Below are 11,506 nucleotides of genomic sequence, written 5' to 3'. Positions count from 1 at the left end.
AATTACGATATTCTACTGCACAAGTCCAAGGATAAAAATTCAACCTCACGGGTTAGGTTTTCATTAACCTCTCCCAGTTTAGCTCAGTAGGACTCGCTACTTATGGCAGAAGCGCTTGTTTCCAAATACGTTCAGACCCAACTTCGTGCATTAAACGGTGCATTGAATAACGGACAGTTCGTGTCTGTACGAAAGCTTTTGCTCGAACTTCCTCCTTCAGACGTTGCCCACATCTTAGAATCAAGCCCTAGTAGAACTCGTGATGAACTATGGGAACTGATTGATGGCGACTTTCATGGTGATATTCTCGAAGAGCTATCCGACGACGTAAGAAACGGCATCATTACCAAAATGCTGCCAGCTAATGTGGTTGACGCATTAGAAGAAATGGATACCGATGACTTAGCCGAAACGCTGAGTAGCCTGCCAGACACCGTTTTACAAGACATTCTAGACTCAATGGATGCACAAGATAGGGTTCGTGCGGAACAAGCGCTATCTTACGGTGAAGAGACTGCTGGCTTTATCATGAATACGGACACAATAACTCTGCGTCCGGATGTCACTATTGATGTCGTACTTCGCTATATAAGGCTAAAAGGCGAATTACCTGAAAATACTGACACCTTTTATGTGGTAAATAGGACCGACAACTTAGTCGGTATTGTGCCAGTGACTCGCCTACTTACCGCAGACACCGATGAGAAGGTGTCAGACGTGATGGACGAAGAGTCTGAGGCTATTCCTGTACATATGCCTGATGACGAAGTCGCGAGCTTATTCGAGCGTTATAACTGGCTGTCAGCGCCGGTAGTAGATGAAAACCACCGCCTTGTAGGTCGTATTACTATTGATGACGTGGTCGACATTATTCGTGAAGATGCAGAGCACTCAATGATGAGTATGGCAGGTCTAGACGATGACGAGGATACCTTCGCCCCCGTTATGCAAAGTACCAAGCGTCGCTCTGTATGGTTAGCGGTAAACTTGGTCACCGCCCTTATGGCTGCGATGGTCAGCGATTTATTTGAAGCAACCTTAAGTCAATTAGCTGTGTTGGCGATATTAAACACTATTGTCCCGAGTATGGGTGGCGTAGCAGGAAATCAAACGCTCACACTAGTGATACGCGGTATGGCCCTTGGACACGTAAACGCCAGTAACTCTCGCTGGCTTATAAGTAAAGAAATGTCGATTGGCTTTCTCAACGGCGCAATTTGGGCGGTGCTTATAGCTTCTGTCATCGCGCTGTGGAAACAGGATTATATGCTGGGTGTCATCATTGCCTTCGCCATGTTGGTAAACATGATTGCAGCAGCACTTGCTAGGTGCAACACTACCTATGATCATGAAACGTCTTAAGATAGACCCTGCATTGGCGGGTAGCGTGATATTGACCACTATTACTGATGTCGTGGGTATTTTTGCCTTTTTGGGTACCGCGACACTGTTTTTAATTTAGATAACTTTCCTGGTGAATTACATCAAAGATGACGCTAAGGCACATGTTAATTCACGCTGTCTTGTAAGCGTGCGTCAAGTGGCTTTCTGACGATAAAGCCTTCACCACGTAGTCAGTGATGTTTAGCTTGTACCCTACTCCCCAAACGGTTTCAACAAGTTGCCCGCCGTTATCAATTCCCGTGACGCTATCTAGCTTATTACGTAAGCGGTTAATGTGTGTGTTAACCGTATGCTCGTAACCTTCATGATTGTATCCCCATACATCACTTAACAACTGATTGCGTGAAAATACTTGGTTAGGATGACGACACAGGTAGTCAATCAACGCAAACTCTCTAGCGGTAAGTGACAATGTATGGCCATTAAGGGTCACGCTGTGGTAACGCTGATCGACTTTAAATGGTCCTGCCTGAATACTTTCCACAGTATCTTTTTCAACTTTCGTCACTTCTAAAGCGGGAATGCTTCTACGCATGTGTGAACGAATACGCGCAATAAACAACCGCTCATTGAACGGTCCTTTTAAATAGTCGTCAACGCCTACGTCGAAATAGTCGGCTTCATCAATTGTGTTATCTACGCTAACAAGTACAGTTGCTTCAACTGCCATAATCCACATATCTGAGTTGCACTCTATCATCGCCGTTATCTTATCTAGACATGACGATTTTGCGTGAGACTGCACAATAACAAGCGAATAATGTTGGGCCTTAAGTAAGGACAACGCCGTTTGGTGACTTGATACCACATCGTATATAAAACCATGCTTGCTTAGGCAAGTTGAAATGGTTTGCTGGAACTGATTATCGCTGTAGATAACAAGGATCATGGCGGCCTCCGGTTCTGTCCTTTAAAAACAAGACCAGCGCTTATTTAAAATAATTTCACATTTCTCGAAGAAAAATAAAAAATAATTTTCCCCGTTAATCAATAAGTAAATTATTTAGTGTTACCTCAATGTCTTCGATAAAAATCGAAACATCGGCCCCCCTTTCTTCTTTAGTACTTTGCGTTTTTTAAGACAGAAATCTGTGTAATTTTTGTGATACTTCTGTGATGAATTGCCGTTTTTCGTAACCTACATTTTTATGCGCTCAGACAATAAAACCAAGGATTACAAAATGAAATTCACTAAAATCGCCAGCGCAACGTTGCTATCGTTAGCCGCTGTTTCTGTAAGCCACGCCGTTACGGTTGACGTTGAAATTACAAATTTAACTCAGGCCCAAAGCTTTACGCCTCGCCTTGTGATTGCGCATGACAGCACAGTGGATGCCTTTGAAGTGGGTCAACCAGCATCTTCAGCACTTGCTTGGCTTGCAGAGGCAGGGGTTATAGACGATGAACAAAACCCCGATTCAAGTGGTGCAAACTTTGAAGCTTTGCTTGGCCCGGCCGATACCGACAATGGTTCAAATACATGGCACCGCTTCGGTGGCCTGTTAGCGCCAAGCTCAACCCTAAGCTACCCGTTTGATACTATGGATAAGCCTTACCTTTCGTTACTTTCTATGCTTATTCCTACTAATGACGCTTTTGTCGGTATGGACAGTATTGAAATTCCAACAGAACCAGGCACTTACACTTACTATTTGAATGCTTATGACGCAGGTACAGAGCTTAACGACGAGCTTAACAGCGCACGTACTGACGTGGTTGAAGCAGGTACAGGTAACGCGTTAGGTGGTTACGGCGTACCGGGTGTTGCTGGTGGCGGTGCTCCGACACGTATTGTCGATTTAGGTACCGGTGGTACAGGTGTTGGTGCGCAAGTTGTTAATGGTGAAATTGAAGATGGTGAAGATGGTCCTGTTCACATTCACAGAAACGCGCTGGGCGATACAGATAATGCTGGTGGTGCCAGCGACCTAGATTCTACTGTACACCGTTGGTTGAACCCTGTTGCACGCGTTGTGATTACAGTTCCTGCGTCATAAGGAGCGTTAAAATGAAAAACCCAATAATTAAACTCAGTACGCTACTTATCCTTTCTTCACTTTTGGCTGCCTGTGGTGACGATGGTGATACCGGGCCTCAAGGGCCTGCTGGCCCACAAGGGGAAGCGGGGGCTGACGGCACCGACGGTCAGAATGGACAAGACGGTGCTGACGGTCAGGACGGGCAAGACGGCGTAAACGGTAACTCTGCAGTCTATACCGTACAAATTACTAATCTTACTTACTCTCAACCTTTCGCGCCTGCAGCCATTATTCTGCATGAGTCGGGCTATCACGCGTTTGCAGAAGGTGAAGCCGCTAGCATGGGTATTGAAGTTATGGCTGAAGGCGGTAACCCTTCAATGGTTATCGAAGAATCTATGGATTCAACCGACTTCTTAGATGCGCAAAACTCAGGTGGCATTTTAGGTCCACGTACAACGGGTGATACATTTACACTCGTGGTACCTGAGCTTGATGCTGATGACTTGCGTTTAACCGTAACGACAATGCTGGTAAACACCAATGACGCATTTACCGGGCTTAACGCGGCAGACGTAAGCAACATGGCCGTAGGTGACGTAAAAACCTTTATGACGGTAACATGGGACGCTGGTACAGAAGCCAACACAGAAACCGCAGCAACCATGCCTGGACCTACAGCGAGTGCAGCTGGTGGTGGCGGTGAAGCAGCAGGATATGACCCTGTAAGGGACGACTTAGCTGATGTAGTGCGATTGCACACGGGTGTTACTACCAATGCTAACGCGACGGATCCAAGCCGTGAAGGCTTAGCCACATCGGTGTTAGACGAAAGTCACCGCTTTGATTTTCCAACGAGTAGAGTGGTAATTACGCGAACGCGATAGTACAAAATCGTTAGCAATAGCTTAAACGTTGTTTTAGAACTCAAAGGCGCCCTAGCACATTGTGTTAAGGGCGCTTTTTATTTTGAAAAACAAAGAAATGGTACTTTTGCAAGTTCGCAATAATATATGCTGGTTTTAGCAAAGCAGTGACAAAACTGTGACCAAAACTTAGCCAAAACCAGACAACATCGTATTACTTGATGACCTTCAGGGTAGGCTTACCCTTTTTAGGTGGCACAGGCGCGTCTGTTACGTCTTCTGCATCTTCAAGCGAAGTGGGTCCGCTTGGTGGTTGAGACGTGTCAGACTCGTCCTGCTGACGCTGCTCTTGAGCGCGAGCAATGTCTTCTTCTGTCGCGAACACTGTACCTGCACCATTCTCGCGTGCATATATGGCCATTACCGCTTCGCAGGGCATGCTTAAAAGACGTGGTTGCCCACCAAATCGCGCTTGAAATGACAAGCCTTCCACATCAAGTGAGAAGTTTACACATGCGCTTGGGGATACGTTTAAGACAATTTGTCCGTCTTTAACGAATTCCTGCGGCACTTCCACCAACTCATTGGTTGCATCAACTACAATGTAAGGTGTTAAATCGTTATCAACAATCCACTCATAAAAAGCCCTAAGTAAATAGGGCTGGTTTGACGTCATAGATGTCATAGCGGGTTGTGGATCTCACGCTCTTGGTCCGTCAAAGACGCTTTAAATGAGCTGCGCGAGAAAATACGGTTCATATACGCGTTAATCTCTTTACTGCCAGCACCATTTAGCTCAATACCTAGCGCAGGAAGACGCCATAATAACGGAGCAAGATAGCAATCAACTAAGCTGAATTCTTCACTCATGAAGTAAGGCATTTCACCAAACACAGGCGCTAAAGAAAGTAGCGCTTCACGCAATTCATTGCGCGCTGCTTCAACATCGCCTTCACCACGGAAAATACGTGCTGCCAAAGAGTACCAGTCTTGCTCAATGCGATGCATCATAAGACGGCTTTGACCACGCGATACTGGGTAAACCAGCATAAGTGGTGGATGTGGGAAACGCTCATCAAGGTATTCCATGATGATGTGTGACTTGTAAAGTACAAGTTCACGATCAACAAGAGTTGGAACAGTACCGTAAGGGTTTAGCTCCAACAGATCTTCAGACAGGTTGCTAGGATCTGTGTAGCTGATTTCAACACCCACACCTTTTTCTGCCAACACAATGCGCACCTGGTGGCTATAAATATCAATTGTGTCAGAGAACAACGTCATAATAGAACGTTTATTCGCGGCTACGGCCATTCAATTTCCTCCGTCGAGAAACAAGTTTATGCCCACTAAAATGAGCGAATTACAAATGCCAAAAAAGGGGGCGAGAAGCCCCCTTTTGGTATTATACATAAATCTGTGCGATTAGTGCACTTCTCGCCAGTATTCTTTCTTCAGTAAGTAAACAAATACAAACAATACTGCGATAAAGATAAGTACCCACTTACCGATTTTATGAGATTCAAGTTTTGAAGGCTCACCTGTGTACTCAAGGAAGTTCACAATATCGGCAACAGCTTGGTCGTACTCGTCAGGAGACATCGCGCCAGTACCATCTGACTTAATGCCTACGTAACGCTTAACCATTTCACCGTCAACCATTTGCTCTTCATAGGTGCGCGTTGGCGTACCTTGAAGTGGTTGAAGTACGTGTGGCATACCTACTTCAGGGAACACTGTGTTGTTCACACCAAACGGACGGCTCTCATCAACATAGAAAGAACGAAGGTAAGTGTAAATCCAGTCTTCTCCACGAACACGAGCAACAAGCGTAAGGTCTGGTGGCGCCGCACCGAACCATGTTGCAGCCGCCTCTTCAGGCATAGCACGGGTAATATAGTCAGAAACCTTTTCACCCGTAAACTGCAAATGCTCTTGGCCCAATTCATCAGGAATACCCAAATCTTGGAATGAACGCTGATAGCGCTGATACTTCATAGAGTGACAGCCTAAACAGTAGTTCATGAACAATTGTGCACCGCGTTGTAAAGAGGCCTTATCGGTTAAATCGATAGGCGCTTTATCAAGGTGTACGTTTCCACCTGCCGCAAGCGCTACGCCAGGTAGGAAGAAGGCTAAAAAGCACATCAATTTTTTCATTTAGAAATCCTCTCTGGCACAGGTTTAGTGTTTTCATTTTTGCTGTACAAGAACAGTGCAATGAAGAAACCGAAATACATTACTGTCGCGATTTGAGATGCAATGATTTTCCAGTTTTCTTGTGGTGTACCACCTAGGTAACCTAGGAAGATAAACACAATAGCAAACACAATAAGGTTTACTTTGTGTAGACCACAGCGATAGCGCCATGACTTAACACGTCCGCGATCAACCCAAGGCAGAGCGAATAGCGCTGCAATTGCGCCAAACATTGCTAGTACTCCGAATAGCTTATCCGGTACCGCTTTCAAAATGGCGTAGAACGGCGTGAAGTACCACACAGGGAAGATATGCTCAGGTGTCTTCAGCGGGTTAGCAATTTCAAAGTTAGGGTGCTCTAGGAACTTACCGCCCATTTCTGGCGCAAAGAACAACACATAGGTAAACAGCGCTAAGAATACACAGAACGCCACTAGATCTTTAAGCACGATGTGCGGGAAGAACGGTAGTACATCGTCAGCGATATCGTACTTGCTTGTGTAGTACTCGTGAATTTCATATTTAGTCTTTTCAGACTCAGGTAGTGATCCCTTCTTATGCTTGATAGCGATACCATCAGGGTTGTTAGAACCCACTTCGTGAAGCGCGATAATGTGAAGGAATACAAGAATTACAATAACCAATGGCAGCGCAATAACGTGTAGTGCGAAGAAACGGTTTAGCGTTGCGCCAGAGATAACGTAGTCACCCTGTAGCCAGATTACAAGGTCAGGACCAACAACAGGTATAGCACCAAACAGCGATACGATTACCTGTGCACCCCAGTAAGACATTTGTCCCCAAGGAAGTACATAACCCATGAATGCTTCTGCCATAAGTGCAAGGTAGATAAACATACCAAACACCCATAGAAGCTCACGTGGCTTCTGATAAGAACCGTAAATCATGCCACGGAACATGTGCAGATATACCACAATAAAGAACGCTGACGCGCCAGTACTGTGCATGTAACGGATAATCCAACCGTAGTCGATCTCACGCATGATGTATTCAACAGAAGCAAAAGCGCCTTCTGAAGAAGGAACGAAGTTCATGGTCAACCAAATACCAGTAATAATTTGGTTAACTAAAACGATAGTTGCCAAGAAACCGAACACATACCAAAAGTTCATGTTCTTTGGCGCAGGGTATTGAAGAGCGTGCATATTTGCTACGCGCATCATTGGGATGCGTTCTTCAATCCAACCTAGGAAAGCATTCATATTAAACAACCTCCGCTTCTGAGCCGATAATAACAGTTGTGTCATTAACGAACTGATAAGGCGGCACAACTAGGTTTAATGGTGCTAGTACGTTTTCAAATACACGTCCTGCCATATCAAACTTAGAACCGTGGCAAGGGCAGAAGAAACCATCTGGAACCCCTTCAACTACCTCTTCGAAAGCGCCATCTTTAAGGTGCTGTGGAGAGCATCCAAGGTGCGTACAAATACCAACAAGGATAAGGTATTCTTCTTTCATTGAACGGAAACGGTTTTGAGCAAAAGTAGGTTGCTGCTCAGCTTCAGAGTTAGGATCTTTCAGCTTATCTTCGTGCGTGCCTAGTTCTTCAAGAATTTCTGGCGTGCGACGTACAATCCATACAGGCTTGCTTCGCCACATTACACGTACTAACTGTCCAGGCTCAATCCCGCTGATATCTACTTCAACGTCAGCACCAGCCGCTTTTGCTTTGGCGCTTGGATTCCAGGACGCAATAAAAGGCACAGCAGCACCAACAACACCTACACCACCAACTACCGACGTGGCAACGGTCAAAAACCGACGACGAGTGTTGTTTTCTGGCTGGTTATCGTTTTGTGCAGACTCTGTTGCATCTACAGATACATTGCTCATCCACATTTCTCCAGGTTTGGATAATTATGATGTGTAACACAAGCTTATACTGGTTTTATCTCGCTTGTGTCGTAGCATCATATGGCTTGTCATGAAAGCGACGTAACAGTGAATTTTCACTAACTTACGAATTCACGAAATTTTACAAAATTTTCGACCGCAAATGATAAAAGAAAAGCCCTTATAAACACAAGGTTTTACTGATATTTAAGCGACAATTTAATTGAAAACTTTATTTAAGATCAAAGTAGGAAATACCGCAAATCAAGGTTTTGCTGTTGTTTTGACGTAAAACACGGCAGAAATTAAACCTTTGTTATTTTAACTGTCGCTAAGCGCTGTGCGGCATATAGCAGTATAAATCACTGAAGTCGCGCATATTGAGATAGTAAAAAACCCGGCATAAGCCGGGTTTTTGCAATACAAAAAGCGTAAAAATTAACGCTTTGAGAATTGTGGACGCTTACGCGCTTTGTGTAGACCAACTTTCTTACGTTCAACGCGACGTGCGTCACGAGTAACGAAGCCAGCTTTACGAAGTGCTGGACGTAGTGCTTCATCATACTCCATAAGAGCACGAGTAAGACCGTGACGGATTGCACCCGCTTGACCGTTAGAACCACCACCTTTAACAGTGATGTAAACGTCAAACTTTTCAGTCATTTCAACAAGTTCAAGTGGCTGACGAACAACCATGCACTCTGTTTCACGACCAAAGTACTCGTCAAGAGCGCGTTGGTTTACTTTAATGCTACCTGTGCCTGGACGTAGGAACACACGAGCAGTAGAACTTTTGCGGCGGCCTGTGCCGTAGTATTGAGTATCTGCCATGTTAATAGCTCCTTAAATGTCCAAAACTTGTGGTTGCTGTGCGGTGTGCTTGTGCTCTGCACCTGCGTAAACTTTCATTTTACGGAACATTGCGCGACCTAGAGGGCCTTTTGGCAACATGCCTTTAACTGCTTTTTCAATAACCATTTCTGGCTTGTGAGCAATTAGTTTTTCAAAGTTTGTCTCTTTAAGACCACCTGGGTAACCAGAGTGCGCATAGTACATTTTGTCTTGCGCTTTACGGCCTGTTACCGCAACTTTCTCAGCATTGATTACTACGATGTAATCACCAGTGTCCACGTGAGGCGTGTACTCTGGCTTGTGCTTACCACGAAGGCGTAGTGCGATTTCAGAAGCCAAACGGCCTAGAGTTTTGTCTGTGGCGTCTACCACATACCAGTCACGTTGTACCGTTTCTGGCTTAGCAACAAAAGTTTTCATTTTCAAATTCACCCGAATAATATCGTCGTTACTGATTTCTGAACACCAGAAATCACCTTAAAATCAACACAATGACCCCTTCGAGTAGGCTGATTCTTCCACCTTCCCAAAGGTGGGCGTAACTGGGCAGGGCGCGAATTATACAGGAATTGTCGCAAATGCGAACCCCTAAAACCAAAAAAATAGGATGATTTTTCAACGAACATCGGTGACTTGGTTTAAAAATTGGTGTAGGGTTGATGTGTTGTATTTTTAAACAAAAATAAAAATGAAAAACGCTTTCTGCATTACACTTTGTGCATGGTTGTTTTCAACGTGCATAGGTATTTCGCAGGCAAAGGAAGCAGACGAAATAATCTATACCCGAGCATTTGCTGACAGTGACTACGGGCATTACCATATTGCCGTTTTGCAAGCGGCGCTTAATATTACTCCTGAACTAGGTACAACATCAATCGCTCCGCACCCCCACCCTATGAGTCAAAGTCGACAATTGGTATCATTAATTAACGGTGATGCCGATATTATGTGGAGCGTAACTAATCGCGCTCGCGAGAAAAAACTTATCGCGATAAAACTTCCACTTTTAAAAGGTTTTGCTGGTCACCGGGTGTTGGTTATTAACCCTGAGCGTCAACCGGACTTCCCACAACAAATTGATATAAAGCAACTCAAAGCAATGATGCTAGTGCAAGGCGATGATTGGCCCGACCTTGAGATTTTAGAGCATAATGGCTACACGGTCTCAGGCGAAGACTGGAGTTTATGGTTTCAATCGATGTTCTCAATGGTCGAAAGAGACTTGGTCGACGGGTTTCCCCGCAACGTTATTGAGGTGCATCGCGATTTGGCGCGTCACGCTGATAAAAACATTATATTGGAAAAAAACCACATTCTTCGATACCCAAGTTACGAATATTTTTTTGTCAGCCCTCAAAATACTGCACTTGCGAATCGGTTGCGTATTGGACTGATACGCCTGTTAGAAAACGGCGAATTGTCGGCATTATTTGAAGCGCAAGAAGGTCATAAGAAAGCAGCATTAATTGTAGATTCACCGTCACGAACAACCCATGCGTTAAAAAACCCCGCCATTCCTTATGTCCTTGACTACGCGCAGTGGGACAAACAGGCCAGTACAGCAATTAAAGCATTACGCGACGAAACGAATAGCAACTGAGCAGATGCCCAATACGAAAAACCTTAAGGTTTTCTTAAGGTTTCTGGTATACCCTTAATTTACCGACTAATTGTAGGAATACTATGCGCATACTCTTGGTAGAAGATGATAAGCCATTGTCCTGTGCACTCACAACCTCATTGAGTAAGGCAAACTATGTTATAGATTGTGTCTACGACGGTGCTAGCGCTCTTAATGCGCTTCGTGCGGCACAAAACGACATAGTCGTTCTCGATCTTGGGCTTCCAGATCAAGATGGGTTAAGCGTACTTAAACGTATCCGCAAAACCAATCCCACCTTGCCAGTTTTGATTCTTACCGCGCGAGATAAAACCTCAGACAAGATATCAGGGTTAGATGCAGGTGCAGACGATTATCTTCCTAAGCCTTTTGAAATTGACGAGTTGCTTGCTCGGCTCCGCGTATTAGAGCGACGACTTGGCACTGCTTCTCAAAGCGTAATTACAGTAAAAAACGTTAGTCTTGATACAACCCACCACACACTTACTATTGATGAAAGCAACGTACACCTCCCTCGTCGAGAACTCATGCTTTTAAAAGCGCTGATTGAAAACGCGGGTCGAATACTGAGTAAGCATCAACTCGAGAGCAAACTCTATGAGTGGGGTGAAGAAGTGGCCAGTAACACAATAGAAGTGCATATCAGTCATTTGCGAAAGAAAATGCCAGATGACTTCATTCGCACTATAAGAGGCGTTGGATATTGTATATCCAAGTCTGGAGACTAA

Annotated in this window: 12 protein-coding genes and 1 pseudogene; 5 read left to right on the top strand and 8 right to left on the bottom strand. The window is 44.8% G+C overall.

Annotation, left to right across the window (positions count from 1 at the left end; genetic code table 11):
- The first annotated feature begins 102 nt into the window (after window positions 1-102).
- Window positions 103-1,462, top strand: a pseudogene (gene mgtE / locus V6N89_RS03865) (magnesium transporter).
- A 51-nt stretch (window positions 1,463-1,513) separates the two neighbouring features.
- On the opposite strand, the gene V6N89_RS03860 reads toward mgtE, so the two are convergent.
- Entirely contained in the window at window positions 1,514-2,293 is a 780-nt protein-coding gene (locus tag V6N89_RS03860; protein ID WP_338516426.1) for a response regulator transcription factor, read from the bottom strand.
- Between the two features lie 292 nt (window positions 2,294-2,585).
- Here V6N89_RS03860 and V6N89_RS03855 point away from each other — a divergent pair, with 292 nt between their 5' ends.
- Both V6N89_RS03855 and V6N89_RS03850 read left to right on the top strand, forming a co-directional pair.
- Window positions 2,586-3,401, top strand: a complete 816-nt coding sequence (locus V6N89_RS03855; RefSeq protein ID WP_338516425.1) for a spondin domain-containing protein — start codon at window positions 2,586-2,588, stop codon at window positions 3,399-3,401.
- 11 nt (window positions 3,402-3,412) lie between these two features.
- On the top strand, window positions 3,413-4,270 hold the full coding sequence (locus V6N89_RS03850; RefSeq protein WP_346993420.1) for a spondin domain-containing protein: 858 nt from the start codon (window positions 3,413-3,415) through the stop codon (window positions 4,268-4,270).
- A gap of 193 nt (window positions 4,271-4,463) precedes the next feature.
- On the opposite strand, the gene V6N89_RS03845 is transcribed toward V6N89_RS03850, so the two are convergent.
- The 7 genes from V6N89_RS03845 to rplM form a co-directional block, all read right to left on the bottom strand.
- Complete coding sequence (locus V6N89_RS03845; RefSeq protein WP_338516423.1) at window positions 4,464-4,934, bottom strand: ClpXP protease specificity-enhancing factor; 471 nt, start codon at window positions 4,932-4,934, stop codon at window positions 4,464-4,466.
- On the bottom strand, window positions 4,931-5,563 hold the full coding sequence (gene sspA, locus V6N89_RS03840; protein ID WP_346993419.1) for a stringent starvation protein SspA: 633 nt from the start codon (window positions 5,561-5,563) through the stop codon (window positions 4,931-4,933). Before sspA ends, V6N89_RS03845 begins: the two co-directional genes overlap by 4 nt.
- Window positions 5,564-5,674: 111 nt before the next feature.
- Window positions 5,675-6,409: a cytochrome c1 gene (locus tag V6N89_RS03835; protein WP_159623934.1), complete on the bottom strand. Its 735-nt coding sequence runs from the start codon at window positions 6,407-6,409 to the stop codon at window positions 5,675-5,677.
- On the bottom strand, window positions 6,406-7,671 hold the full coding sequence (locus V6N89_RS03830; RefSeq protein WP_159623935.1) for a cytochrome b: 1,266 nt from the start codon (window positions 7,669-7,671) through the stop codon (window positions 6,406-6,408). The genes V6N89_RS03835 and V6N89_RS03830 overlap by 4 nt, the downstream gene beginning before the upstream one ends.
- A gap of 1 nt (window position 7,672) precedes the next feature.
- Complete coding sequence (gene petA, locus V6N89_RS03825) at window positions 7,673-8,305, bottom strand: ubiquinol-cytochrome c reductase iron-sulfur subunit (RefSeq protein WP_346993418.1); 633 nt, start codon at window positions 8,303-8,305, stop codon at window positions 7,673-7,675.
- Between the two features lie 438 nt (window positions 8,306-8,743).
- Window positions 8,744-9,136 carry a 30S ribosomal protein S9 gene (rpsI, locus tag V6N89_RS03820; protein ID WP_014948330.1) on the bottom strand — a complete coding sequence of 131 codons (393 nt, stop codon included), beginning with the start codon at window positions 9,134-9,136 and terminating at the stop codon, window positions 8,744-8,746.
- Window positions 9,137-9,148: 12 nt separating this feature from the next.
- On the bottom strand, window positions 9,149-9,577 hold the full coding sequence (gene rplM, locus V6N89_RS03815; RefSeq protein ID WP_014948329.1) for a 50S ribosomal protein L13: 429 nt from the start codon (window positions 9,575-9,577) through the stop codon (window positions 9,149-9,151).
- Between the two features lie 268 nt (window positions 9,578-9,845).
- On the opposite strand from rplM, the gene V6N89_RS03810 reads away from it, so the two are divergent.
- Window positions 9,846-10,757, top strand: coding sequence for a hypothetical protein (locus V6N89_RS03810; protein ID WP_338516422.1), 912 nt, complete (start codon window positions 9,846-9,848; stop codon window positions 10,755-10,757).
- Between the two features lie 83 nt (window positions 10,758-10,840).
- Window positions 10,841-11,506: a response regulator transcription factor gene (locus V6N89_RS03805; protein WP_338516421.1), complete on the top strand. Its 666-nt coding sequence runs from the start codon at window positions 10,841-10,843 to the stop codon at window positions 11,504-11,506.

This window comes from Alteromonas gracilis, assembly GCF_036870955.2.
GTDB classification, from domain to species: Bacteria; Pseudomonadota; Gammaproteobacteria; order Enterobacterales; family Alteromonadaceae; genus Alteromonas; species Alteromonas gracilis_A.
Note: the sequence above shows the minus strand (reverse complement) of the source record. Positions and strands in the feature narration are given on the sequence as shown.

Coding starts and splice junctions, on each gene's coding strand:
- V6N89_RS03830 (WP_159623935.1), bottom strand. CDS start 7,671: ATGAATGCTTTCCTAGGTTGGATTGAAGAACGCATCCCAATGATGCGC.
- V6N89_RS03810 (WP_338516422.1), top strand. CDS start 9,846: ATGAAAAACGCTTTCTGCATTACACTTTGTGCATGGTTGTTTTCAACG.
- V6N89_RS03805 (WP_338516421.1), top strand. CDS start 10,841: ATGCGCATACTCTTGGTAGAAGATGATAAGCCATTGTCCTGTGCACTC.
- petA (WP_346993418.1), bottom strand. CDS start 8,305: ATGAGCAATGTATCTGTAGATGCAACAGAGTCTGCACAAAACGATAAC.
- V6N89_RS03845 (WP_338516423.1), bottom strand. CDS start 4,934: ATGACATCTATGACGTCAAACCAGCCCTATTTACTTAGGGCTTTTTAT.
- rplM (WP_014948329.1), bottom strand. CDS start 9,577: ATGAAAACTTTTGTTGCTAAGCCAGAAACGGTACAACGTGACTGGTAT.
- sspA (WP_346993419.1), bottom strand. CDS start 5,563: ATGGCCGTAGCCGCGAATAAACGTTCTATTATGACGTTGTTCTCTGAC.
- V6N89_RS03855 (WP_338516425.1), top strand. CDS start 2,586: ATGAAATTCACTAAAATCGCCAGCGCAACGTTGCTATCGTTAGCCGCT.
- V6N89_RS03835 (WP_159623934.1), bottom strand. CDS start 6,409: ATGAAAAAATTGATGTGCTTTTTAGCCTTCTTCCTACCTGGCGTAGCG.
- V6N89_RS03850 (WP_346993420.1), top strand. CDS start 3,413: ATGAAAAACCCAATAATTAAACTCAGTACGCTACTTATCCTTTCTTCA.
- rpsI (WP_014948330.1), bottom strand. CDS start 9,136: ATGGCAGATACTCAATACTACGGCACAGGCCGCCGCAAAAGTTCTACT.
- V6N89_RS03860 (WP_338516426.1), bottom strand. CDS start 2,293: ATGATCCTTGTTATCTACAGCGATAATCAGTTCCAGCAAACCATTTCA.